The organism is Pseudogulbenkiania ferrooxidans 2002 (genome assembly GCF_000174355.1).
GTDB classification, from domain to species: domain Bacteria; phylum Pseudomonadota; class Gammaproteobacteria; order Burkholderiales; family Chromobacteriaceae; genus Pseudogulbenkiania; species Pseudogulbenkiania ferrooxidans.
This window is the reverse complement of record NZ_ACIS01000010.1, coordinates 105,022-129,427: the sequence shown is the minus strand read 5'-3', so window position 1 is coordinate 129,427 and position 24,406 is coordinate 105,022. Positions and strand designations below refer to the sequence as shown.

Below are 24,406 nucleotides of genomic sequence, written 5' to 3'. Positions count from 1 at the left end.
CCATGCGGCGGGTTTGGCGTAGCTGCGCCACCCTGGTGCGGAGCGACGCGCCGTGCCGGTCTCACCGGAAGGCCGGCAGAAAACGCTCAGGGCGGGCATCCCGTCGGCCGCCACGAACCAACGAAATACCCGCCCTGAGGCGGCCGGAGGCGGGCGATGACCCGCCGCTTGGGCCCTATTCGTGCTGGATCACGCCGCGGAACACGCGCAGTTGCAACGGATTGGTGCCGAGGCCGTAGACGATCTCGGCCGGGTGTTCGATGTCCCACAGCAACAGGTCGGCGACGCAGCCTTCGGCCAACCTGCCGTGCGTCGCGCCGCGCCCCAGCGCCTGCGCGGCGTGGCGGGTGGCGCCGGCGAGCGCCTCTTCCGGGGTCAGGCCGAACAGCACGCAGGCCTGGTTCAGCGCCAGCCGCAGCGAGGCGAACGGGCTGGTGCCGGGGTTGAGGTCGGTGGACACCGCCATCGGCACGCCGGCGGCGCGCAGCTTGGCCACCGGCGGTTGCTGCGTCTCGCGCAGGAAGTAATAGGCGCCTGGCAGCAGCACCGCCACGGTGCCGGCGGCCTTGAGCGCGTCCACCCCGGCGTCGTCGAGGTATTCGATGTGGTCGGCGGACAGCCCGTGGTATTCCGCCACCAGCGCCGCGCCGTGCAGATTGGAGAGCTGCTCGACGTGGCCCTTCACCTGGAGGCCGTGCTGCCGCGCGGCGTCGAACACGCGCCGCGCCTGCGCCGGGCTGAAGCCCACCCCCTCGCAGAACACGTCCACCGCTTCGGCCAACCCTTGTTGCGCCGCGGCCGGCAGGATGACGTTCACCACGTGCTCGATGTAGCCGTCGGCGTCGCCGGCGAACTCCGGCGGCACGGCGTGCGCCGCCAGCAGGGTCGGCGCCACCTCCACCGGCAGCACCGCCGCCAGCCGGCGCGCCGCGCCGAGCTGCTTCAGCTCGTCCGCCAGCGTCAGGCCGTAACCCGACTTGATCTCGACCGTGGTCACCCCCTCCTGCATCAGCGCCTTCAGGCGCGGCAGGCTCAGTGCGGCCAGCGCCTCCTCGTCCAGCGCGCGCGTGGCGCGCACCGTGGAGACGATGCCGCCGCCCTCGGCGGCGATCTGCTGGTAGGGCACGCCGGTGAGACGCTTTTCCCACTCGGCGGCGCGGTTGCCACCATAGACGAGATGAGTGTGGCAGTCGATCAGCCCCGGCGTGAGCCAGCGCCCCGCGCCGTCGATCACCTCGCCGGCGAAGGCGGCCAGATCGATCCCGGCCTGCGGCACGATGGCGGCGATGCGGCCGTCGCGCACCAGCAGGGCGTGCGCGTCCAGCGCGCCGTAGGGCGCGGGGTGGCGCGGGTCGAGGGTGGCCAGGCGGACGTTGATCCACAGGCTGTCACCGTGCAGAGGGGGACGGGTCATGGCGAAAGGCTCCGATAGTTGTATATACATTCAATCACAGCCGCGCTCCAAGTCAAGCCCCGCGAAGGTGGCCGTCACCCTCTGCGACCGGATTCCGGGCCACGTTGTCCCGCCCCGCGGCGCCGCCCGGGTCGAATCTGATTATGTCTATACAATATTTCACCCGGCGCGGTGGCCGCGCCGGGCCGCGCTGTCGTAGATAAGCCACAAAGGGATGCGCGATTTTCGCCGCCGCGGCAGGCACGGCGAGCCCGCCCTCGCCACACCATGGCCAAAACGCCGTCAAACATTTGATACAGAAGGATAAACAACACATACCAACGCCATGCCGTCTGAATTTTTCGGCCAAGGTGCGGCCTGCAGCGGCGGCGTTCCCCCCACTTTTTCTCCTGACGCTGAGCAGGGTCTCTGCAAAAAAGCGATTGCGCCGTGCCGGCTTCGCTCTTAGATTTGTCTATACATTTAGCCGATCCAACGCAAGAGTGGCGGCATGATGGCCAGCCGCGCGGCACGCGCCGGATGGCCTTATCCCGGCCCTGGCCGCCCGCCTCGGCCCATTGCACTCAGCTGTCTACGGAGACATAGCCCATGAAGAAACTCGCCCTCACCGTTTGCCTCGCCCTGGCCTCCAGCGGCGTGTTCGCCAAGGACTGGAAGGTCATTCGCTTCGGCGTCGATGCCAGTTACGCCCCGTTCGAATCGAAAGCCGCCGACGGCAAGCTGACCGGCTTCGACATCGACCTGGGCAATGCCATCTGCGAGAAACTGAAAGCCAAATGCGTGTGGGTCGAGAACGACTTCGACGGCATGATCCCGGCGCTCAAGGCCAAGAAGTTCGACGGCATCCTGTCGGCGCTGTCGGTCACCGAGAAGCGCGCCGAGCAGATCGCCTTCTCCGACAAGATGTACAACTCGCCGGTGCGCATGATCGCCAAGAAGGGCGCGCCGCTGCAGCCGACCCCGGAATCGCTGCGCGGCAAGCGCATCGGCGTCGAGCAGGGCTCGACCCAGGAAGCCTACGCCAAGGCGCACTGGGAGCCCAAGGGCGTGAACGTGGTGCCGTACCAGAACCAGGACCTGGTGCTGTCCGACCTGGTGTCGGGCCGCCTCGACGCCTCGCTGCAGGACGCGGTGCAGGCCGACGTCGGCTTCCTGAGAACCGCACGCGGCAACGGCTTCGCCTTCGCCGGACCGGAAGTGAACGACGCCAAGATCCTCGGCACCGGCACCGCGATCGGCCTGCGCAAGGACGACGCCGACCTGCGCCAGCAGATCAACCAGGCACTCGCCGCGATCCACCAGGACGGCACCTACCAGCGCCTGGCCAAGAAGTACTTCACCTTCGACATCTATCACTGAGCGGTTCCACGCGGCTGCGAGTGCGGCGCCGCCCCACACGGGCGGGGCCGATCGACCCGGTCAGGGGCGCCATCGCGCCCCTGACCGGGGTCGAGCCATTGCGGCGTGATGACCACCATGGCGGATGGGCGGCGGCCACCGCGCCATCGCTAACCATGTAAAGGAGTAAGCCATGCTGCTGCAAGGCTTTGGCCCGCTGATTGCGAGCGGCACCTGGATGACGATCAAACTGGCGCTGTTGTCGATGCTGGCGTCGGTGCTGATCGGACTCGTCGGCGCCAGTTCCAAGTTGTCCGGCAGCCGCCTGTTGCGCGGCCTTGCCACCGGCTACACCACGCTGATCCGCAGCGTGCCCGACCTGGTGATCATGCTGCTGCTGTTCTACAGCCTGCAGATGCTGCTCAACCAGGCCACCGAGTGGGCCGGTGTCGAGCAGATCGACATCGACCCCTTCCTCGCCGGGGTGGTGACGCTGGGCTTCATCTACGGCGCCTATTTCACCGAAACCTTCCGCGGCGCCTTCCAGGCCGTGCCGCGCGGCCAGCTCGAGGCGGCGGTGGCCTACGGCATGAAGCCGTGGCAGGTGTTCCGCCGCGTGCTGTTCCCGCAGATGATGCGCTTCGCGCTGCCGGGCATCGGCAACAACTGGCAGGTGATGATCAAGGCCACCGCCCTGGTGTCCATCATCGGCCTGTCCGACATCGTCAAGGCGACCCAGGACGCCGGCAAGAGCTCGATGCAACTGTTCTATTTCTGCGTGGTAGGCGGGCTGATCTACCTCGCCATCACCACGGTATCGAACGGCGCCCTGCTCTGGCTGGAGCGGCGCTACTCGGTCGGCGTCAGAAAGGCCGCACTATGAACGAGATTTTGCAGCAATACTGGCAGGCCTATTTGTGGAGCGACGGCTACCACCTGTCCGGGGTCGCCATGACCCTGTGGCTGCTGGTGGCGTCGATCGGCATCGGCTTCGTGCTGGCGGTGCCGCTGGCGGTGGCGCGCGTGTCGCCCAATCCGCTGATCCGCGGCCCGGTGTGGTTCTACACCTACGTGTTCCGCGGCACGCCGCTCTACATCCAGCTCCTGGTGTTCTACACCGGCATCTACAGCATCGAGTCGGTGCGCGCCCAGCCGCTGCTGGACGCCTTCTTCCGCGAGGGCATCAACTGCACGCTGCTGGCGTTCGCGCTCAACACCTGCGCCTACACCGTGGAAATCTTCGCCGGCGCGATCCGCGCCACGCCGTACGGCGAGATCGAGGCGGCGCGCGCCTACGGCATGTCGAGCTTCACGCTGTACCGCCGCGTCATCCTGCCCTCGGCGCTGCGCCGCGCGCTGCCGTACTACAGCAACGAGGTGATCCTGATGCTGCATTCCACCACGCTGGCGTTCACCGCCACGGTGCCGGACATCCTCAAGGTGGCACGCGATGTCAACTCCGCCACCTACGCCTCGTTCGAGGCCTTCGGCATCGCCGGCGCGCTGTACGCCGTGATCGTGTTCGCGCTGGTCTGGCTGTTCCGCCGCGGCGAGCAGCGCTGGCTCGCCTTCCTCAAGCCGCAGGCGCATTGATTCGCCGTATTGGGAGAGATTGAAATGTACAAACTGACCGTGGACGACCTGCACAAGAAGTACGGCACCCACGAAGTGCTCAAGGGCGTGTCGCTCAAGGCCAAGGCCGGCGACGTGATCAGCATCATCGGCTCCTCGGGTTCGGGCAAGAGCACCTTCCTGCGCTGCATCAACTTCCTCGAGCAGCCCTGCGCCGGCGCCATCACGCTCAACGGCGAGGCGATCCGCACCGCGCCGGACAAGACCGGGGCGCTGTGCGTGAGCGACGCCAGGCAGCTGCAGCAGATGCGCACCCGGCTCGCCATGGTGTTCCAGCACTTCAACCTGTGGGGCCACATGACGGTGCTGGAGAACATCATCGAGGCACCGATGCACGTGCTCGGGGTGAGCCGCGCCGAGGCCGAGGCGCGCGCGCGCAAGTACCTGGCCAAGGTCGGCCTGCCAGAGAGCGTCGAGGGCAAGTACCCGTCGCACATGTCGGGCGGGCAGCAGCAGCGCGTGGCGATCGCGCGCGCGCTGGCGATGGAGCCGGAGGTGATGCTGTTCGACGAGCCGACCTCGGCGCTCGACCCGGAGCTGGTGGGCGAGGTGCTGAAGGTGATGCAGACGTTGGCCGAAGAAGGCCGCACCATGCTGGTGGTGACGCACGAGATGGGCTTCGCGCGCGAGGTGTCCAACCACGTGATCTTCCTGCACCAGGGCCGGGTGGAGGAGGAAGGCCATCCGCGCGAGGTGCTCAACCAGCCCAAGAGCGAGCGCCTCCAGCAGTTCCTCGCCGGCAGCCTGAAGTAAGCAGCGGTACACGCTCTTTTTGCGCGCCGCGCGGGGCCGGTGGTGCTCGGCCGCCGCCGCAAAAAGAGCGTGAAGCGGTTCTAAGAACCTGTTTACGATCTCGCGAGCTAGAGCGAGACGAGGCAAAAACGGCTGAGGAAGCGGAGTTTACAAGTAGTAAATGAGCATTCCGAAGTCGGTTTTATCGCCGTATCGCCGAAGCGCAGCAGATCGTAAACAGGTTTTAAGCCCACCCCGGGGAGAGGCGGGCGATGTAGCGCTGCGGCTACGCCGCCGCTACGCTACCATCGTACCCGCCCGTTTTTCCCCGGAGTCGCCATGTCCCTCACCCTGCCCGACGGCGCCAGCCTGAGCGAGCTCGCTCCCGGCGTCACCCTGCTCACCCTCGCCCACGACCGCTTCGACGCCCGGCTCTCGCTGTTGGGCGGCCAGCTGCTCGACTACACCCGCCACGGCGAGCCGCCGCTGCTGTACCTGTCGCCCGCCGCCGTGTTCCAGCCCGGCAAGGCGATCCGCGGCGGCATTCCGCTGTGCTGGCCGTGGTTCGGCGCCCATCCCGACGACGCCGGCGCGCCGGCGCACGGCGTGGCGCGCCAGCAGCCGTGGGTGTTGCAGCAGGTGTCGCGCGACGCCGACGGCTTCAGCGTGCGGCTGGCCGGCCCGCGCCACGGCGCGCTGGAGGCCAGCCTCGAGCTGCGCCTCGACGACGCCGTCGAGCTGGCGCTGACCACCCGCAACCACGGCAGCGCGCCGGCCACGCTCTCCACCGCGCTGCACAGCTACCTGGCGCTGGGCGACATCGACGGCGCCACCCTCACCGGCCTCGCCGGCGCCAGCTACCTCGACCAGCTGCAGGGACAGCCGTCACGCTTCGGCAGCGAGCCGCTGCGCTTCGAGCACGAGATCGACGCCATCGTCTACCCCGAGGGCCCGCTCACGCTGCACGACGCCGCCTGGGGACGCACCGTCACCCTCAGCGCCGCGGGCTCCGCCAGCAGCGTGGTGTGGAACCCGTGGATCGCCAAGTCGGTCCGCCTGGCCGACCTGCCGGACGACGGTTACCGCCACTTCGTGTGCGTCGAGACCGCCAACGCCGGCCGCGACGCGCGCCTCCTGGCGCCGGGCGAAAGCCATACCCTGCGCACCCGCCTGCAGGCGCAGCCGATCTCCTGACAGCGCGCCGCGACGCGCTATAATGGCCGGCTGCCGCCGCATCCAGCGCGGCGGCCGAGCCGGACCCCGAGACCCATGACGACGCCCCAGAAACTTTCCCGCTTCCTGCCCCTGGCCTTTCCCAACGGCAACCGCATCAGCCGTTTCGCCAAGGCCTGCCCGCACTGCCACAGCATGGTGACGGCGCGCGACATGGAAGGCATCGCCCGCCTGCTGCACGACAAGATCGTGCTGGCGGCCGAGGCCGAGTGCCCGGAATGCCACCGCCGCTTCCCGGTCGCCTGCGTCATCAGCGACGACAAGCGCGTGCACCGCGTGCGCCTGCCGCTGTGGCTGTTCCGCCTCTGGCTCAAGCTGGCGCTGCGCAACCTGCCCGAGCCGCAGCTGCAGGAAGACTGGTCGGTGCCGGAAGAAACGCCGCCGGCCGGCATCCGCCTGCCCGACAACGCCGTCGTCACCCGCTCCCCCGACGTGCTGGGCCAGTTCGACGGCACGCCGATCAACGCCTGGCTCGACATCGACGGCCGCCACTTCGTGTTCGAGCGCGCCCTGCCGCCGGCCGGCCAGCTGTGCCTGACCGACAGCGAGCTGCTGTTCGAAGGCAAGCTGGTGTACCGCCTGGCCTGATGCTTCCCGGCCGCTGCCGGCCGGCGGCGGCCTCTTCGCGCGGCAACAAAAAAACGACACCTTTCGCGCCATTCATGCCGTCCAGTTAGCGCAAACGCATTTTAAACTGGATGTTGTTTTTCATATAACATAACATGCCCGGCTGCGCGACTCGTGCCGGCTACGGCAGGCGGCGGGTCCGGGTGGCGGGCCGGCGTGCCCGCCGGTCGTCAATCCAGCCGAACATCCCCTCCATGTATCTTTCCGTACGCAGCAAATTCGCCCTGGCCACCAGCGGTGCGGTCGTCTGGACCGCGTTGTCCGCCTGGCTGGCACAACCCTGGTTTGCCGAACTAGGCACTCACCTCGGCCGTTACCTGGCATGGTTCCTGATCGGCGGCATCGCCATCGTGCCGGGCTTCATGAACGCCTTCCTGCTACTCAGCCTGGCGCTCGACAAACGCCCGCGCCGCCAGCCGCTGGAGAGCTACCCGCCGCTGAGCATCCTGATCGCCGCCTACAACGAGGCCGCCTCGATCGAGGAGACGCTGGTCAGCATCGAGCGCCAGGACTACCCGGGCGAACTGCAGGTGATCGTGATCAACGACGGCTCGCAGGACGACACCGCCGCCATCGTGCGCCGCTGCCTGCCGCGCTACCCGTGGCTGCACCTGCTGCACCTGGAAAAGAACGGCGGCAAGGCCAACGCGCTCAACCTGGGGCTGGCCCAGGCGCGCCACGAGCTGGTGCTGACGGTCGACGCCGACTCCTACCTGTACCGCAACGCGCTGTGCGCCATCGTCGAACGCTATCGCCAGGACCCGCCCAACACGCGCGCCGTGGCGGGCACGGTGCTGGTGCGCAATTCACGCGAGAACTGGGTGACGCGCTGCCAGGAGTGGGACTACTTCCACGGCATCGCCGCCATCAAGCGCGTGCAGTCGCTGTACCAGGGCACGCTGGTGGCGCAGGGCGCCTTCTCGCTGTACGACCGCGCCACGCTGATCGAGGTGGGCGGCTGGCCGGAGAACGTCGGCGAGGACATCGTGCTGACCTGGGCCATCCTCAAGGCCGGCCACCGCGTCGGCCACAGCGAGGACGCCTGTCTGTTCACCAACGCCCCGACCACGGCGCGCCAGTTCCTGCGCCAGCGCAAGCGCTGGTCGCGCGGCATGGTCGAGGCCTTCAAGCAGCACCCCAGCCTGCTGCTGAAGCCGCAGCTGCCGACCTTCTTCATCTACTGGAACCTGCTGTTCCCCTGGCTCGACCTGGCCTTCACCATCGGCTTCATCCCCGGGCTGGTGCTGGCGCTGTTCGGCCACTACTGGATCGTCGGCCCGATGACGCTGGCCCTGCTGCCGGTGGCGCTGCTGATGAACTTCATCATGTTCTCGGTGGAACGCAAAATGTTCGACCTGCACGGCCTCAAGGTACGGCGCAATACGCGCGGCTTCCTGATCTACACCCTGTGCTACAGCCTGCTGCTGCAACCGGCCTGCCTGCTGGGCTACCTCGCCGAACTGTTCAATGCCCGCAAGCACTGGGGCACCAAGGACACCGCACCCATCAAAGTACAGCCGGAGGGCAAATGAACAAGCTGCTGCAACCCACCCTGCTCGCCCTGCTGCTGGCCGCGAGCCCGTTCGGCCAGGCCGCCGAGACCACCAACGACGACCAGGGCGCCGGCGCGGCGTTCTTCCTGTCGCGCGACAACGAGGGCTTCACCACGCGCCGCCTGGCGCTGGAATACCTGCCCGACTACCAGCACGCCGACGCCCTCACCGGGGTGCGCTACACCGACCATCACTACAGCCAGCACGACTGGCAGCGCGACGGCCAGCAAATCGCCCTGCTGCACCGCCAGATCGACCCGGCCACCGCCAACGGCTGGCAGATCGACACCGGCCTGTTCCGCCAGGGCGGCCACGACCTGGTGACGCTGGACGGCAGCTACCGTCGGGCCCTGGCGCAGCGCACCGGGCTGGAGCTGTTCGTCAACCGCGACTGGGTGGAAACCCAGCACTCGCTCGACCGCGGCGTGCACTTCAACTACTGGGGTGCCAGCCTGGACCAGGGCCTGGGGGAACACCTGACGCTGGTGGGCCTGGCGGCGCGCCAGGACTTCTCCGACGGCAACGAGCGCAGCCACGGCCGCCTCAAGCTGATCTACCAGCCCTGGCTCGACCTCGGGCTGACGCTGCAGGCGCGCTACCGCACCTACCACAGCAGCAGCGACGACGTCGACGGCGCCTACTTCAACCCCAAGAACTACGACGAGTCGATGCTCGCCGTGGGCTGGCGCAAACGCCTGCAGGGCTGGACCGGCACGCTCACCGCCGGGCTCGGCCGCCAGCAGGTCAACGACGACCCGCGCAGCAACACCCGCCTGCTCGAACTCGGCCTGCAAAGCCCGCTGCGCGCCCAGCAGTCGCTGCGACTGCGCGGCGGCTACAGCCAGAGCGCCTCGTTCAACGGCCCGGATTACCGCTACCGTTACCTGCAGGGGGAATGGATCGCGCGCTTCTGAGCCGCTGCGAGGTTGGCCGAAGCGCGCTGCCGGCCTGAGCGCCTGAGCGCGGCACCGGCCATGTAGCGCGCCGCTCAGGCGTCGGCGGGGTCGAGCGGTTCGCCGGCGATGCAGATCGGCGGCGCCGCGCCGGTCTTGGCGCGGTACATCGCGGCGTCGGCACGCTGGATCAGGGCCCCGACGCTGTCGCCATGCTCCGGGTAGGTGGCGATGCCGATACTGGCGGAGACCGCGAGCCGCAGCGCGCCCACCTCGCAAGGTTGTTCGATCGCCGTGCGCAGGGTGTGCGCCAGCTGCTCGACGCTGGCGAAGTCATGGTATTCCGCCAGCAGGATGACGAACTCGTCGCCGCCCAGGCGGCACACCGTGTCCGACTCGCGCACCAGCGCCAGCAGGCGATCGGCCACGGTGCGCAGCACCACGTCGCCGACGTCGTGGCCGTAGCGGTCGTTGATCGGCTTGAAGCGGTCGAGGTCGAGGAACAGGATGGCGAGCCGGCGCTGGTAGCGCCGCGCCAACGCCAGCGCCTGGCTGGCGCGCTCCAGCAGGTGGGCGCGGTTGGGCAGCCCGGTGAGGTAGTCGTGATGCGCCAGGTGACGGATGCGCTCTTCCGCCTGGCGCCGCTCGGTGACGTCCTGGAACATGCCCACGTAATTGACCACCCGGCCCTGGCCGTCCACCACCCGGCTGATCGAGATCATCTCCAGGTACAAGTGGCCCTGCTTGTGCCGGTTCAGCAATTCCCCTTCCCAGAACCCGTCCTGCCCGATGCTGCGCCACAGCTCCTGATAGAAGTCCGCGTCGTGCTGCCCGGAGGCCAGGATCTTCGGCGTCTGGCCGATGATTTCCGCGGCGCTGTAGCCGGTGATGAGGGTAAAGGCCGGGTTCACCGAGACGATGCGCTCCTCGGCGTCGGTCACCATGATGCCGGTCGGGCTCGCCATGAACACGGTGCTGGCCAGGCGCATGCCCGCCTCGTTCTTGTGCCGCTCGGTGACGTCCTCGATGACGCCGACGATGCCGAGCACCCTGCCCCCGGCATCGTGCAGGGCGCAGCCGGTGGTCACGCCCCAGAACTCGCCGCCGTCGAAACGCCGGTAGCAGCGCTCGATGCTGGCCGGGGTGCCCTGCTGCGCGCTCACCCGCGCCTGCCAGTCGCGCGCGCCGTCCTGCTCGGCGGGCGGCAGCAGGGTATCGTAATCGCGGCCGATCAGCTCCGGCAGCAGGGTATGGAACATCGCCGCCATGCGCTGGTTGGCGTGGGCGATCTTGCCGTCGGGCTTCATCAGGAACAGGGCGACGCTGGAACTGTCGTAGATGGCGCGCAGCAGCGACTGCTGCTCGGCCAGATGGCGGTTGGCGAGCGAGGCTTCGCGCAGCGCGGCGGCCAGCCGCTGGTGGCTGCGGCCGAGCAGTTGGCTGGCGGCCACCAGCAGCAGGGTCAGCACGATGCCGCTCGCCAGCACGATGCGGGCGTTGCCGTCGAACGCCTCGCCGCCCCAGTAGCCCGCCAGGGGCTCGACGCGGAAGGTCCAGGTGCTGCCATGCAGGCTGGCGCGCCGCACCACCGCCTCGCCCTGCGCCGCGGCGCCGGGGTGCAGCTGGTACATCTGCGCGGCGGGCTGCAGCGTGTCGCCGGCGTACACCTGCAGCGCGATTTGCGACGACAGCTGCGGGTATTCGCTTTGCAGGTAGCGTTCCAGCAGCTGCCTCACGCGCAGCGGCGAGTAGGCCCAGCCGAGCAGCGCCGCGCGCCGCTCGGCCACGCTGGCCAGCGGCGCCCCGGCGCGGTACACCGGCTGGAACAGCAGCACGCCGGGCTGGGCATCCTGCCGGGTTTCCTGCAACAGGGTGAGCTTGCCGGTCATCAGTGCCCGCCCCTCGTCGGCGGCGCGGCGGGCGACGGCGAAGCGCGTCGGCTCCAGCGACATGTCGAACCCCAGCGCGCGCCGGTTGCGCCAGTCGAAGGGCTCGACGTAGATCACCGCGGTGTAGGGGTCACGCGGCCCGGGCGGGCGGATATCGTAGTCGGCAAAGCCCTGGGCGCGCATCGCGGCGACGTGGCGCGCCTTGTCGCGCGCCGGCACGATGGCGACGTAGCCGATGCCGGTGATGCCGGGGTAGTAGCGCGGCAGCTCGAGCCCCTGGACGTAGCGCCGGAACTCGTCGCGCTCGACCTCGGCGCTGGCGGCAAACAGCCCGGCCACGCCGCGCAGGATCTGCGCCTGCACTATCATGCGGTGCTCGAAGCCACTGACCAGCTCGGTGACGCGAATCTCGAACTTGGCCCGCGCCAGCGCCGCCTCGCGCGTGCGCATGTGCTGCGCCTGCAAAGCGGTGAGCGCGACACCGACGATGAGAATCAGCCAGGGCAGCGCGCGGAACAACGGTCGCCCTGGCGTTGGCACAGTCTGCTTCGGCACGTCATGGCCCCCCCGGCCACTGGCATACTCTTCATCTTAATCGCCAGCGGTGCGGGATGGGACCGATTTTTGTCCGGAAACGGGGCCGCCCGGCCTCAGCCGCGGTAGTCGCCCCACACCGTCTGGATCGCCGCCACCGCCGCCAGCGCCGCGGTCTCGGTGCGCAGGATGCGCGGGCCGAGCTTGAGCGGGGTCCAGCCGGCCTCGATCGCCGCGCCCTCCTCGCGCGCCGACAACCCGCCCTCGGGGCCCGCCATCAGCCAGGCCGAGGCCGGGGCGGCGGCGATGTCGGCCAGCCGTTGCGTGCCGAGCGGCGACAGCACCAGCCGGGCGTCGGCCTCGGGCAGCTCGCGCAGCCATTCCGCCAGCGTCAGGATCGGCCGCACCTCGGGCACGCTGTTGCGGCCGCACTGTTCACAGGCGGCGATGACGATCTCCTGCCAGCGCGCCACGCGCTTGTCGGCGCGCTCGCCCGAGAGCCGCACCACCGAGCGCTCGGCGGTCAGCGGCTGGAACACGCTGACCCCCATCTCCACGCCCTTCTGCAGCGTGAATTCCATCTTGTCGCCGCCGGAGATGGCCTGCGCCAGCCCGAGCCACACCGGCGACTCGCGCGCGACGTCGGCAAACTCGCCCAGCACGCACTCGGCGTCGCGCTTCAGCACCCGGCTCAGGGTGGCGGGATATTCCCCGCCGCGGCCGTTGAACAGCGTGATGGCGTCACCGGGATTGAGGCGCAGCACCTGAACGTGGCGCAGCACGCTGTCGGGCAGCGCGAGGGTCATGCCGGGGGCAAGTTCCCCGTCGAGAAAAAAGCGTGGCATTGTCTTGAAAGTCCTTGGCGATACCGGTATTTTGCTTTGTTTGCTGCGGTTGCAACAATACTCTTCTTGCCGTCGCCGGCCCTGCCCCGGCTCACTCGGCCACAGCACCGACGCGTAGCGTGCGAAAGCAATCGTCGCGGGCGGCCCTCTGCAGGGTGAAGAGCAGCGCAGGAACCGGACTGTACATAAAGTACATGAGGATCGTGGCTGAGCGAATCTCCACGAGCGATTCGCCCGCGCAGAGCCGCGCATGAACCCCGATCAGGGATCGCGCAGTAGATCTATTCACAAGCTCTCAGCTCATCGTTAAGGAGAAACGGATGCAGGTGGTCGACCAGGTAATACGGGCCCTGCGCGAAGTCGCCCAGACCGAAGTGATGCCGCGTTTCCTGCGCGTGGGCTCCAGCCGCAAGGTCGACGGCACGCTGTTTACCGAGGCCGATCTCGCCTGCCAGCAGGCGCTCGTGCGGCTGCTGCCGACCATCCTGCCGCATCCGGTGCTGGGCGAGGAGATGGACCGCGCCCAGCAGGAGGCGCTGTGGCAGGCCCACCGCGACGGCCTGTGGGTGGTCGACCCGATCGACGGCACCACCAACTTCATCAACGGCCTGCCGTATTTCGCCATCTCGGTGGCGCTGATGATCGACGGCAAGAGCGAGCTGGGCGTGATCTACAACCCGGTGTCCGACGAGATGTTCTACGCCCGCCGTGGCCAGGGCGCCCACATGAACGGCATCCCGCTGCCGCTGAAGAAGGTGCCCAATTGCATGGGCGACGCCATCGCCGGGGTCGAGGTGAAGTACCTGCGCTCGGGCAAGCTGGCGGCGCGCCTCAACAGCCTGGCGCCGTGCGGCAGCCAGCGCAATATGGGCGCCTCGACGCTGGACTGGTGCTTCCTCGCCGCCGGCCGCTACGACCTCTACCTGCACGGCGGCCAGCGCCTGTGGGATTACGCCGCCGGCGTGGTGATCCTGGAAGAAGCCGGCGGCCAGGCCGCCACGCTCAACACCGACGACTACTGGGCCGACCAGCCGTGGAGCCGCTCCGCCATCGCCGCGCTCGACCCGGAACTGTTCACGCAGTGGCTGCGCTGGGTGCGCGCCAACCAGTAAAGTAGGCGGCGGCGCCTTGGCATCTTGAGCGCCGGCGGTGCTGCGTGCGAATCCATCGCTGAGCAAATCAGAGATTTGCACGCAGTCATTCGCTCAGCGATCAGGAATCCTCATGGGCTGTATGTACATTGCGGTTCCTGTGCGCTGGCGGCACTCAACCTGCCTTGACTCGCTCGCCCACTTGGGCAGGCTCAGCCCCATCTCCCCCAGGAAACAAAAAAGGTTGGCCGAAGCCAACCTTTTTTGCGCCATGAACCCCGATCAGGCCGGCTTCACGCTACGGGTGCGCAGGTAGTCCAGCAGCCCGGCGCCGGAATACAGCGCCAGCCCGGCCCAGATGAAGCCGAAGCCGACCAGCCGGCCGGCGCCGAACGGCTCGTGGAACAGCCAGGCGCCGAGCAACAGCTGCATGATCGGACTGGTGTACTGGATCACCCCCACCGTGGCCAGCTTGAGGCGGCGCGCGCCGGCGGCGAACAACAGCAGCGGAATCGCCGTCACCACCCCGGCCCCGGCCAGCATCGCGTCGTGCAGGCCGTCGACGTGGCCGAACGATCCCTGCCCCTGCCATTCGAACCACAGCAGCGCGCCCAGCGCCAAGGGCAGCATCAGGAAGGTTTCCAGCGCCAGCCCCGGCAGCGAGGCCAGCGGCGCCTGCTTGCGCAACAGCCCGTAGCAGCCGAACGACAGCCCCAGGCCCAGCGCCACCCACGGCGGCGTGCCGGCCAGGATGGTCAGCCACAGCACGCCGAGCGCCGCCAGCCCCACCGCCGCCTTTTGCACCGGCACCAGCCGCTCGCTGAGGAACAAGCGCCCCAGCAGCACGTTGATGAGCGGGTTGATGAAGTAGCCCAGGCTGGCGTCCAGCACGCGGTCGGCGTTCACCGCCCAGATGTAGATCAGCCAGTTGGTCGACAACAGCGCCGAGGACAAGGCGAAGATGCCGAGCCTTTTCGGCTCGCGCACGAACGGAACCAGCCAGCCCCACTGGCGCTGCACCAGCAGCAGCAGCGCCACGAACAGCGCCGACCAGGCGATGCGGTGGCACAGGATCTGCAGCGCCGGCACGTCGTGCAGCGGCTTCCAGTAGAGCGGGAACAGCCCCCAGATGAGGAAGGCACCGAACACGAACAGCACGCCGCGCCCGGTTTCATGGGATGAAGACATGGGAAAATCTCGATGTGGGAGGGTCATCGGCGCAACACGCCGTTTTTATCCCTGTAGCCTAACGCCCGCCCGCTCTACCTTCAATTGGCTCTGGCAGACAAGACTGTTCAAGTGGCCGAACAATCGTCACCTGCGTTAGCACTTGCTGCACTGGCACAGACGCAACGCGGGTCATGCCGATCCGTCAATCTCTTTGACGTTTACGTTAACGTTACCTATAGTCCGCTGAAACTACCGCGCGGCATCCTTGAACTAAAACAGTAAGAGGAGAAGGCCTGCCCACAAGGCGGGTTGCCGCTGACGCCACAAGCGAGCACAGGAGGAGAACCCACATGTCGATCCGCCATGTCGATCTGGAAGAAAAGTACACCGCGCCCACCGGGCAAGTATTCATGACCGGCATCCAGGCGCTGGTGCGCCTGCCGATGATGCAACAGGAGCGCGACCGCGCCGCCGGACTGAACACCGCCGGCTACGTCACCGGCTACCGCGGCTCGCCGCTCGGCAACGTCGACCTGTCGATGCAGAAGGCCGAGCCGTATCTCAAGCAACACAACGTGGTGTTCCACCCCGGCATCAACGAGGACCTCGCCGCCACCGCGGTGTGGGGCACGCAGCAGGTCAACCTGTTCGAAGGCGCCAAGTACGACGGCGTGTACGCCATGTGGTACGGCAAGGGCCCGGGCGTGGACCGCTCCGGCGACGTCATCAAGCACGGCAACGTGGCCGGCACCAGCCAGTTCGGCGGGGTGCTGCTGGTGGCGGGCGACGACCATGCCGCCAAGTCCTCCACCTTCCCGCACCAGTCCGACCACATCCTCGCCGCCAGCATGATCCCGGTGCTCAACCCGTCCGGGGTGCAGGAAGTGCTCGACTTCGGCCTGCACGGCTGGGCGATGAGCCGCTACTCCGGCTGCTGGGTGTCGATCAAGGCCATCACCGACACCGTGGAGAGCGCCGCCATCGTCGACGTCTCGCCCGAGCGCATCAATGTGGTGATCCCGGACGACTTCCCACTGCCGCCGGACGGCCTCAACATCCGCTGGCCCGACACCCCGCTGGCGCAGGAAAAGCGCGTGCTGCACCACCGCCTGTACGCCGCGCTGGCCTACGCCCGCGCCAACCACCTCAACAGGATCGTGCTCGATTCGCCGCAGCCGCGCCTCGGCATCATCACCACCGGCAAGAGCTACCTTGACGTGATGCAGGCGCTCGACGACCTCGGCATCGACGAGGCGCTGGCGGCCGAGATCGGCCTCAGAATCTTCAAGGTCGGCATGACCTGGCCGCTCGAGCCGGAAGGCGTGCGCCACTTCGCCGAGGGGCTGGACGAGATCCTGGTGGTGGAAGAGAAGCGCCAGATCATCGAATACCAATTGAAAGAGCAGCTGTACAACTGGCGCGACGACGTGCGCCCGCGCGTGGTCGGCAAGTTCGCCGAGAAGGGCGAATGGGCGCTGCCGCACGGCGACTGGCTGCTGCCGGCGGCGGGCGAGCTGACCCCGGCCATGATCGCGCGCGCCATCGCCAGCCGCCTGGCGCTGATCTTCGACAGCCCGGTGATCCACGACCGCCTCAAGTTCTACGATGACAAGGAAGCGCAGCTGGTACAGCCGCGCGAAGCGATCGCACGCGTGCCGCACTACTGCTCGGGCTGTCCGCACAACTCCAGCACCAAGGTGCCCGACGGCAGCCGCGCGCTGGCCGGCATCGGCTGCCACTACATGGCCACCTGGATCGAGCCGCACACCAAGACCTTCAGCCAGATGGGCGGCGAAGGCGTGGCCTGGCTCGGCCAGGCGCCGTTCACCAACACCCGCCACGTGTTCGCCAACCTGGGCGACGGCACCTACTTCCACTCCGGTCTACTGGCGATCCGCGCCGCCATCGCCGGCAAGGTCAACATCACCTACAAGATCCTCTACAACGACGCCGTGGCGATGACCGGCGGCCAGCACGTCGACGGCCCGCTCAACGTGCCGATGATCACGCGCCAGCTCGCCGCCGAGGGCGTCAAGCGCATCGTCATCACCAGCGACGAGCCGGAGAAGTACCAGAACGTGAAAGGGTTGGCCGAAGGCGTCGAGGTGTTCCACCGCCGCGAGCTCGACCGCCTGCAGAAGGAACTGCGCGAGACCGAAGGCACCACCATCCTGATCCACGACCAGACCTGCGCCGCCGAGAAGCGTCGCCGCCGCAAGCGCGGTGACTACCCCGACCCGGCCAAGCGCGTGTTCATCAACGAACGCGTGTGCGAAGGCTGCGGCGACTGCAGCGTCAAGTCGGGCTGCCTGTCGGTGATGCCGGTGGAAACGCCGCTGGGACGCAAGCGCAAGATCGACCAGTCGAGCTGCAACAAGGACTACTCCTGCCTGGAAGGCTTCTGCCCGAGCTTCGTCACCGTCGAAGGCGGCAAGCTGCACAAGCCGGCGGCGGCTTCGGCCAACCTCGGCAGCCTGCCGCCGTTGCCCGCGCCGCTGGTGCCGTCGGCGCACCACCCCTACGGCATCATGGTCACCGGCGTCGGCGGCACCGGCGTGGTCACCATCGGCCAGGTGCTGGGCATGGCGGCCTACCTCGACGGCAAGGGCGTCACCGTGCTCGACATGGCCGGCCTGGCGCAGAAAGGCGGCTCGGTGTGGTCGCACGTGCGCATCGCCGACAACAAGGAGCAGCTGCACGCGGTGCGCATCGCCGCCGGCGACGCCAACCTGATCCTCGGCTGCGACCTGGTGGTGACCGCCGCCGAAGAGGCGCTGGCCAAGATGCGCGAGGGCTTCAGCCACGCCATCATCAACAGCTTCGAGTCGCCCACAAGCGCCTTCCTGAAGAACCCGGACCAGCGCTTCCCGGCGCGCAGCATGAAGGACGCCATCATCGAGTCGGTCGGCGCCGGCCACTACTCCGAGGTCAACGCCACCCGTCTCGCCACCTCCCTGCTCGGCGACGCCATCGCCAGCAACATGTTCATGCTGGGCTACGCCTGGCAGAAGGGGCTGGTGCCGGTGAGCGAGGAAGCGATCATGGAAGCGATCCGCCTCAACGGCGCCGCGGTGACCTTCAATCAGCAGGCCTTCTTCTGGGGCCGCCACGCCGCGCACGACCCGGCGCGCGTCGAGGCGCTGGTCACTCCCAACGCCGTGGTGCAGTTCGTTCCACGTGAAACACCGGACGCCGTGCTGCACCACCGCGCCCAGCTGCTCACCGCCTACCAGAACGCCGGCCTGGCCGAACGCTACAAGGCGCTGGTGCAACGCGTGAAGGCAGCCGAGGAAGGCGTCAAGCCGGGCAGCCAGGCGCTGACGCTGGCGGTGGCCAAGAGCTACTACCACGTGCTGGCCTACAAGGACGAGTACGAAGTGGCGCGGCTCTACAGCGACGGCGAATTCCTGCGCGCGCTGGACGGCACCTTCGAGGGCGACTACACGCTGCACTTCCAGCTCGGCGCCAGCTGGATGACCGGCGGCAAGGCCAAGAAGATCAGCGTCGGGCCGTGGATGCTGCCGGCGATGAAGGTGCTGGCCAAGCTGCGCTTCCTGCGCGGCACCCCGCTCGACGTCTTCGGCTGGCAGGCCGACCGGAAACTGGAACGCCGCCTGATCGGCGAGTTCGAAACGCTGGTCGACACCCTGCTCCAGGGGCTCAAGGCCGACAACCTCGCCAGCGCGGTGGAGCTGGCCAAGTTGGCCGAAGGCATCCGCGGCTTCGGCCCGATCAAGGACCGCAGCTACGCCTTTGCGCAGCAGAAGCAGCAGGAACTGCTGGCTGCCTTCGCCGGCAAGGGGAAGGTCGTCAAGGGCGTGGTGGCGGCCTGAATCTCCGTGGCCTCACACTGCAATAGGAATTAGGGAAGCAACAGTAGTCGAGGAGTGTTGGGCGCGGACGAGTTCCGCGCCTTTTTTTCGTCTGATAGTCGGGCAAACAATTAAGGAAGCATCTGGCCACCCACTTGCCCTAAAAACCGCTGACTCTTGCCAAAGGCTACCGACGGTTCCCCCCTTGCAGGGGGTGCTGTTTCCCTTCCCTTACTCCTACTTATCCAAGACCCAACACCCCTGCCCCGCCACCGTTGGGATAGCACACCGTCCAGATCCGACTTCGTTTTTCCCTACTGCCTCATATTGCCATATGCATAACCATGCTAGACAATGCCGCCTCTCTCTTTTGTCATATTTTGTTACCCGACAAGATCCCTATCGTCTGACTCCCCATGGCCTTTCACTCCCTCCTCGCCAGCTTCGCCGCCGCCTTCAGCCAGGAGCAGCGCCTCCTCACCCTGCACCTGGGCGACGGCCAGCGCTGGGGCGAGACGCTGCTGCCACTCGCCGTGCACGGCGACGAGGCGGTCTCCGACAGCTACCGCTACCGCGTCGAGTGCCTGTCGCCCGATGCCGGGCTCGAACTGAAGTCGCTGCTCGGCGTGCCGGTGCGGCTCGGTCTCGCCGGGGCGGACGGGACCGAGCAGGTGCGCGGCGGTGTGGTCAGCGCTGTCGACAGCCTGGGGGCCGACGGCGGCTTTGCCAAGTACGCCCTCACCGTCGAGCCGCCGTTCGCGCTGCTGCGCCTGCGCCGTACCTCGCGGGTGTTCCAGGACCTCTCTGTGCCCGATATCGTGCGCCAGGTGTTCGCCGAACACGCCGCCGCCAACCCGGTGTTCGCGGCGGTGCAGCGTCTCGACTTCGCGCTCGCGGGCGAGCTGCCCTCCCGCAGTTACTGCCTGCAATACCGCGAGAGCGACTACGACTTCCTCGTGCGCCTGCTGCACGAAGAAGGGTTGGCCTGGCGCTTCGAGCATGGAGAGGGAGCGAGCGAGCAAGGTCGCGCCGCGTCGCGCGGGGCTCTCCCGCTGGTCCAGCTCGTCGCCTTCGACGACCCGTATTCGCCGCCGGCCGCCGGGGTGGAGCGGGTGCGCTTCCACCGCAGCGATGCCACCGAGGAAGAGGATGGCCTCACCCGTTGGGATGGCGCGCGCCGGATCGTGCCCGGCGGCGTGGCGCTGGCCAGCTTCGACTACCAGCCGGTCGCCACCGGCCACAGCGGCGAGTCCAGCGCCGTCGAGCAGGGCTCCGATGGGACGCGGCTGCAGAGCAGCCTGCAGGACTACGACGTCCCCGGCCCGTACTACGCCGGCCAGCTCGCCCACTACGCGCGGCTGCGCCAGCAGGCGCACGACGCGCAGGCCAAGCGCTTCGACGGTGGCGGCTCGGTGCGCGGGCTCGCCGCCGGGCAGTGGTTCCGCCTCGACGATCACCCGGCGCACGAGGGAGACGCTCCCGAACAGCGCGAATTCATCGTCACGCGCCAGACCTTCACCGCCCGCAACAACCTGCCGACCGACCTGGCACGGGCCCTGCCGCCCAGCCTTCGGCCAACGTCGACCGCCGGCGCGGGGGCCGACACGTCGGCAAGCGACGTTCCGTACCACACCACCTTCAGCGCCCAGCGCCGCGGCCTGCCGCTCACCCCGGCCTACGCCGGCACCACGCTGGCCAAGCCCACCGCGCGCGGCGCCCAGACCGCCACGGTAGTCGGCCCGGCCAACGAAGAAGTGCACACCGACGCCCACGGCCGCATCAAGGTCCAGTTCCACTGGCAGCGTCCCGACGAACACCCGACGATCGGCGCCAACCTCGACGACACCTCCAGCTGCTGGCTGCGCGTCGCCATGCCCTCGGCCGGCGCCGGCTGGGGCCACCAGTTCATCCCGCGTATCGGCCAGGAAGTGCTGGTCGACTTCCTCGAAGGCGACATCGACCGCCCGGTCATCACCGGCGTGCTGTACAACGGCAGCCACCCGCCGCCCGCCTTCAGCGGCGCCGGCAACCTGCCGGCCAACAAGACCCTGTCCGGCATCAAGTCGAAAGAGCACCAGGGCGGCCAGTACAACGAACTGCTGTTCGACGACACACCTGGCGAAGTGCGCGCCAAGCTCAGCAGCGAGCACGGCCAGACGCAGCTCAACCAGGGCTACCTCACCCACCCCAGAACCGACGGCAAAGCCACGCCGCGCGGCGAGGGCTTCGAACTGCGCACCGACCGCCACGGCGCCATCCGCGCCGGCCACGGCCTGCTGCTCAGCACCGAAGCGCAGCCCTCAGCCTCCGGCAAACAACTGGCGCGCGACGGCGCGCAAAGCCAGCTCGACGCCGCGCTGAGCCTGAGCCAATCGCTGGGCGAGACCGCTACCGCGCAGCTGGCCGACTCTGTCGAAACCGGGCCCACCGAGATCAAGCCCGACAACGGCAAAGGCGCGAACAAAGCCGACGGCCACCTGCAACACCACGTGCAGGCACTGAAAGCGTGGGAGGCCGGCAGCAACCCGACAAAGAAGGCAAGACCGCGAAAGAACAGGGTGGCCAACAACCGCTGATGATCCTCAGTGCCCCGGCCGGCCTCGCCGCGACCACCGACAACAGCCTCACCCTGGCCGCCGGCACCAATCTCGACCAAATAGCCCAGCGCGACACCCAGCAGACCTCGGGCCGGCGCTGGCTGCACAACGTGGGGCAGCACATCAGCCTGTTCGTCGCCGGAGTGAAGGACTCAATCAGCCTCAAGCTGATCGCGGCCAAGGGCAAGGTGCAGGTCCAGGCGCAGAGCGATGCGATGGAGCTGACTGCAGACAGGGATGTGACCATCACCTCCTGCAAGGGCAAGGTAGTGGTGATCGCCAAAGAAGAAATCCTGCTCACCAGCGGCGGCGGCTACATCAAGCTGTCCGGCGGCAATATCGACATCCACTGCCCCGGCACGGTCAGCGTGAAGGGGGCGGAGCATGCGTTGAGCGGGCCGACGAGCATGAATGTCCCCATGACAACTATGCCAATTAGCAAAGATACGCCTTGTCATAGCCAGAAACTTGATTGGTCGTCCTTTCCTGGTGAGTGGCTACCATTTCCCGCTTCGTACCAATCTCGAAGTCTACTTGGTAACCAGCAATTAGCCGTACTACACGCCACACAGGACAACACGGAGTCAGCCAGCGTCACGGCCAGCTCACCGGAGAAAGTCAACCATATGTTGATGCTTGCAGAAAGCTGGCACATGGAAGAAAGCATGGCCGATTGGTCCAGCCAAGAACACGAGGTTGAAGATGACGCAGATGCCAACTGAGATTCATATTGTCCAAGAAGGCGACACGCTCAGTCTCATCGCCAAAAGCCGGGGCGTGCCGCTATCCAAGCTGATCAAGCTCAATAAGCTGCAAAATCCGAACAGGCTGCAGGTCGGCCAGCCCATTTATCTGAGCGAACGCGCCGCCTTTTCAATCAGAGTACTGTTTCTGGATGCATTGCGCCATCCAATAGAGAACCTGGCATATCAACTGGTGATTGACGGCAAGGCCCATCATGGGAAAGCCGAAAAAAATGGCCTGTCAGATGAGAAGGTGACCCGTCATGCTGACTCCACAGTTGAGATCCTGGCCAAGGACTTCATGGGTAACTGGCAGCGATTGGGAGCTACCGTATCTGGTTACGGTGAAAAACTGATCACGCTGGTTAGCCCCTATATATCGTTCAAGGATCAGTTGGAGCCACATCCTGCCGGCGCACCAACCACACCGACACCTGCGGATAAAAAGCCAGTGCCCTCCAAAGCCAAGCCTGATTTGCCGAAAAAACCAGCTGGCAACCCTGTGCCCAATAACCCCGATGTCAAAAAGAAAAAGAAAAAAGGCAAGGAAGGGGAATCGGTTATTGAGATCGGTGTCGATCTGCCAAAACAACTGCTGCAATACATGCAGGCCTTTGAGGAAAAACCGATCTCGAAAGATGATTGGAGCAACTTAGCGCGCGATCTCAAGTGCGAAGTCAACGTGCTCAAGGCAATCGCCAAGGTCGAGTCCGGTGGCCGCTCGGCATTCTGGGTGATCAACGACACCCATGCGCACAAGGTGCATGCCCCCAAACTGGTCTTCGAGCGGCACCACTTTCACCGATTAACCTGTGCCAATGGGCCGCATTTCAATAGCAAAAAGAAGCGCTATCACGGACCGGGAGTGCCAGGTTGCAAAAGCCCATATGACATCTATCCGGATATTTGCTGGCCAGTGGCATACCGCAAGGCCAAATACCTGAAGCAGGAAGACAAGGCCCTGCCCGACGGCCGCGTGGACAATGAAGATATTTACGACAACAGGCAGGATTATCTGCGCCTGATCAATGCTTACGGCCGGAATTCAGAAGCCGCACTCAAATCCGCCTCGTGGGGCAAATTCCAGGTCATGGGATTCAATCATGCTGCATGTAACGCGACCGAGGTTGAAACGTTTGTGCAGATGATGTGCCGGAACGAAGCCGGCCAGATCGAACTGTTGGCCGGATTTATCGAAAAAAATCCTGGCCTGTGGGCCGCGGTCAAGGCCAAGGACTGGGCCAATATTGCCAAACATTACAATGGCCCGAGCTACAAAACTTACAATTACGACGTCAAACTGAAGGAAGCCTATGAACAGTACTGCAAAATGGCTGGCTAGCGCCCTGTGTGTACTCGGAATGACCTACGCGCAGGCCGAGCTTGCCGTGGATACCAAATTCGCTGGTTCAACCAAAAACCAAGACCAGATGACAATGGAAGAGCGAATCACGCCAGAGCAAGAGAAATTCAAGCAAACTTGGGAACAGCGTGTGCTGCAGGATATTGCAGCCAGCAACGAAGGTATCACTCCGACCAATGGCTTAGCAGACCTGAGTAGGGCTCACCTGCTCTGGAATGGTGTGGATTACTATGCGTGGTCAGTACATTATCAGTCTGCGGAACAAATACGTCGGAACCGGGAAGAGGTCCGCATGAAAATAAACCGACCCGCCATACCCGGCGGTGGGGTGTGTGCCCTGTTTCTGCATGACAAGAAGCTCAACCCGGTCACCTCCATCAAAATCAATCTACCGGAAAACAATCACGCTACCTTTTGCAATGGCACCAGGGCTCTGGGCGGGGCGGGCAAGGGAGCTGACGGCCTCCTGCTGACCGTCAGCTACTACCTGACCGACGGCAAACTGGCGCAGCGGGCACAGGACATCGGCAAGGACTGGCGGGAACAAACCCTGTTGCTGCGCCTGCAAAAAGATGCCACTGGCCGTGTACAACTGGTCCAGGATGACCGATGTCTGGGCAATCCCAATGCGTACAAGAACATTCCCATTGCCCGCAAGGCACTGGCGAAGTGCAAGGACATGAATAATGGCTGGATCATGATCGAGGATCGCTAAGTCAGACTCCCAAGTGGGGACCCGCAAGTACAAGGCGGTTTCAGCGCCGGGCAGTTCATAGAAAAAGAAGCAATCCTGGAAGCACTTCCCATTGACGAAACCGCCGAGCGGAGCGGAAGCAAGCATGGGTAAGGCCATAACATGTGGCTATACGCACACACAGGCAAAGTAGCCGCGCCCCCCTGGGCAAAGGCAGTTCTGTATAACGGTTCCCGCCAGCGAGAC

Annotated in this window: 16 protein-coding genes and 1 pseudogene; 13 read left to right on the top strand and 4 right to left on the bottom strand. The window is 66.4% G+C overall.

Annotated features, from left to right (window positions below; translation table 11 throughout):
* Positions 1 to 175: 175 nt before the first annotated feature.
* Positions 176 to 1,414: an imidazolonepropionase gene (gene hutI, locus FURADRAFT_RS17235; RefSeq protein WP_008955453.1), complete on the bottom strand. Its 1,239-nt coding sequence runs from the start codon at positions 1,412 to 1,414 to the stop codon at positions 176 to 178.
* 588 nt (positions 1,415 to 2,002) lie between these two features.
* Between hutI and FURADRAFT_RS17230 the strand changes: the two genes are divergently transcribed.
* The 8 genes from FURADRAFT_RS17230 (at position 2,003) to FURADRAFT_RS17195 (ending at position 9,443) form a co-directional block, all read left to right on the top strand.
* Positions 2,003 to 2,773 (top strand): ABC transporter substrate-binding protein, encoded by a 771-nt coding sequence (locus tag FURADRAFT_RS17230; protein WP_008955452.1) that lies wholly within the window; start codon positions 2,003 to 2,005, stop codon positions 2,771 to 2,773.
* A 172-nt stretch (positions 2,774 to 2,945) separates the two neighbouring features.
* Entirely contained in the window at positions 2,946 to 3,635 is a 690-nt protein-coding gene (locus tag FURADRAFT_RS17225; protein WP_008955451.1) for an ABC transporter permease, read from the top strand.
* Positions 3,632 to 4,345 carry an ABC transporter permease gene (locus tag FURADRAFT_RS17220; protein WP_008955450.1) on the top strand — a complete coding sequence of 238 codons (714 nt, stop codon included), beginning with the start codon at positions 3,632 to 3,634 and terminating at the stop codon, positions 4,343 to 4,345. Before FURADRAFT_RS17225 ends, FURADRAFT_RS17220 begins: the two co-directional genes overlap by 4 nt.
* Before the next feature lie 24 nt (positions 4,346 to 4,369).
* A complete protein-coding gene (locus FURADRAFT_RS17215) occupies positions 4,370 to 5,137 on the top strand; it encodes an ABC transporter ATP-binding protein (protein WP_008955449.1) in 768 nt (255 codons plus the stop codon).
* Positions 5,138 to 5,455: 318 nt separating this feature from the next.
* A complete protein-coding gene (locus FURADRAFT_RS17210; protein WP_008955448.1) occupies positions 5,456 to 6,310 on the top strand; it encodes a D-hexose-6-phosphate mutarotase in 855 nt (284 codons plus the stop codon).
* Positions 6,311 to 6,385: 75 nt separating this feature from the next.
* A complete protein-coding gene (locus FURADRAFT_RS17205) occupies positions 6,386 to 6,937 on the top strand; it encodes a hypothetical protein (RefSeq protein ID WP_008955447.1) in 552 nt (183 codons plus the stop codon).
* 233 nt (positions 6,938 to 7,170) lie between these two features.
* Positions 7,171 to 8,508: a glycosyltransferase gene (locus tag FURADRAFT_RS17200; RefSeq protein ID WP_008955446.1), complete on the top strand. Its 1,338-nt coding sequence runs from the start codon at positions 7,171 to 7,173 to the stop codon at positions 8,506 to 8,508.
* Complete coding sequence (locus FURADRAFT_RS17195) at positions 8,505 to 9,443, top strand: hypothetical protein (RefSeq protein ID WP_008955445.1); 939 nt, start codon at positions 8,505 to 8,507, stop codon at positions 9,441 to 9,443. The genes FURADRAFT_RS17200 and FURADRAFT_RS17195 overlap by 4 nt, the downstream gene beginning before the upstream one ends.
* A gap of 74 nt (positions 9,444 to 9,517) precedes the next feature.
* Here FURADRAFT_RS17195 and FURADRAFT_RS17190 read toward each other — a convergent pair whose 3' ends face one another.
* Both FURADRAFT_RS17190 and FURADRAFT_RS17185 read right to left on the bottom strand, forming a co-directional pair.
* A complete protein-coding gene (locus FURADRAFT_RS17190) occupies positions 9,518 to 11,866 on the bottom strand; it encodes a sensor domain-containing diguanylate cyclase (RefSeq protein WP_236261621.1) in 2,349 nt (782 codons plus the stop codon).
* A 95-nt stretch (positions 11,867 to 11,961) separates the two neighbouring features.
* A complete protein-coding gene (locus FURADRAFT_RS17185; RefSeq protein ID WP_008955443.1) occupies positions 11,962 to 12,690 on the bottom strand; it encodes a 16S rRNA (uracil(1498)-N(3))-methyltransferase in 729 nt (242 codons plus the stop codon).
* A gap of 320 nt (positions 12,691 to 13,010) precedes the next feature.
* Between FURADRAFT_RS17185 and FURADRAFT_RS17180 the strand changes: the two genes are divergently transcribed.
* Positions 13,011 to 13,802 (top strand): inositol monophosphatase family protein, encoded by a 792-nt coding sequence (locus FURADRAFT_RS17180; protein ID WP_008955442.1) that lies wholly within the window; start codon positions 13,011 to 13,013, stop codon positions 13,800 to 13,802.
* 261 nt (positions 13,803 to 14,063) lie between these two features.
* On the opposite strand, the gene rarD is transcribed toward FURADRAFT_RS17180, so the two are convergent.
* Positions 14,064 to 14,969, bottom strand: coding sequence for an EamA family transporter RarD (rarD, locus tag FURADRAFT_RS17175; protein WP_008955441.1), 906 nt, complete (start codon positions 14,967 to 14,969; stop codon positions 14,064 to 14,066).
* Between the two features lie 332 nt (positions 14,970 to 15,301).
* Between rarD and FURADRAFT_RS17170 the strand changes: the two genes are divergently transcribed.
* From FURADRAFT_RS17170 to FURADRAFT_RS20640, 4 genes and pseudogenes are all read left to right on the top strand, one after another.
* Entirely contained in the window at positions 15,302 to 18,784 is a 3,483-nt protein-coding gene (locus FURADRAFT_RS17170; protein ID WP_008955440.1) for an indolepyruvate ferredoxin oxidoreductase family protein, read from the top strand.
* A 395-nt stretch (positions 18,785 to 19,179) separates the two neighbouring features.
* Positions 19,180 to 22,082, top strand: a pseudogene (locus FURADRAFT_RS17165) (type VI secretion system Vgr family protein).
* Positions 22,063 to 23,445 carry a LysM peptidoglycan-binding domain-containing protein gene (locus FURADRAFT_RS20275; protein ID WP_008955437.1) on the top strand — a complete coding sequence of 461 codons (1,383 nt, stop codon included), beginning with the start codon at positions 22,063 to 22,065 and terminating at the stop codon, positions 23,443 to 23,445. Before FURADRAFT_RS17165 ends, FURADRAFT_RS20275 begins: the two are co-directional and overlap by 20 nt.
* Positions 23,417 to 24,181, top strand: coding sequence for a hypothetical protein (locus FURADRAFT_RS20640; protein ID WP_008955436.1), 765 nt, complete (start codon positions 23,417 to 23,419; stop codon positions 24,179 to 24,181). Before FURADRAFT_RS20275 ends, FURADRAFT_RS20640 begins: the two co-directional genes overlap by 29 nt.
* Positions 24,182 to 24,406: the final 225 nt, after the last annotated feature.

Coding starts and splice junctions, on each gene's coding strand:
- hutI (WP_008955453.1), bottom strand. CDS start 1,414: ATGACCCGTCCCCCTCTGCACGGTGACAGCCTGTGGATCAACGTCCGC.
- FURADRAFT_RS17230 (WP_008955452.1), top strand. CDS start 2,003: ATGAAGAAACTCGCCCTCACCGTTTGCCTCGCCCTGGCCTCCAGCGGC.
- FURADRAFT_RS17225 (WP_008955451.1), top strand. CDS start 2,946: ATGCTGCTGCAAGGCTTTGGCCCGCTGATTGCGAGCGGCACCTGGATG.
- FURADRAFT_RS17220 (WP_008955450.1), top strand. CDS start 3,632: ATGAACGAGATTTTGCAGCAATACTGGCAGGCCTATTTGTGGAGCGAC.
- FURADRAFT_RS17215 (WP_008955449.1), top strand. CDS start 4,370: ATGTACAAACTGACCGTGGACGACCTGCACAAGAAGTACGGCACCCAC.
- FURADRAFT_RS17210 (WP_008955448.1), top strand. CDS start 5,456: ATGTCCCTCACCCTGCCCGACGGCGCCAGCCTGAGCGAGCTCGCTCCC.
- FURADRAFT_RS17205 (WP_008955447.1), top strand. CDS start 6,386: ATGACGACGCCCCAGAAACTTTCCCGCTTCCTGCCCCTGGCCTTTCCC.
- FURADRAFT_RS17200 (WP_008955446.1), top strand. CDS start 7,171: ATGTATCTTTCCGTACGCAGCAAATTCGCCCTGGCCACCAGCGGTGCG.
- FURADRAFT_RS17195 (WP_008955445.1), top strand. CDS start 8,505: ATGAACAAGCTGCTGCAACCCACCCTGCTCGCCCTGCTGCTGGCCGCG.
- FURADRAFT_RS17185 (WP_008955443.1), bottom strand. CDS start 12,690: ATGCCACGCTTTTTTCTCGACGGGGAACTTGCCCCCGGCATGACCCTC.
- FURADRAFT_RS17180 (WP_008955442.1), top strand. CDS start 13,011: ATGCAGGTGGTCGACCAGGTAATACGGGCCCTGCGCGAAGTCGCCCAG.
- rarD (WP_008955441.1), bottom strand. CDS start 14,969: ATGTCTTCATCCCATGAAACCGGGCGCGGCGTGCTGTTCGTGTTCGGT.
- FURADRAFT_RS17170 (WP_008955440.1), top strand. CDS start 15,302: ATGTCGATCCGCCATGTCGATCTGGAAGAAAAGTACACCGCGCCCACC.
- FURADRAFT_RS20275 (WP_008955437.1), top strand. CDS start 22,063: ATGACGCAGATGCCAACTGAGATTCATATTGTCCAAGAAGGCGACACG.
- FURADRAFT_RS20640 (WP_008955436.1), top strand. CDS start 23,417: ATGAACAGTACTGCAAAATGGCTGGCTAGCGCCCTGTGTGTACTCGGA.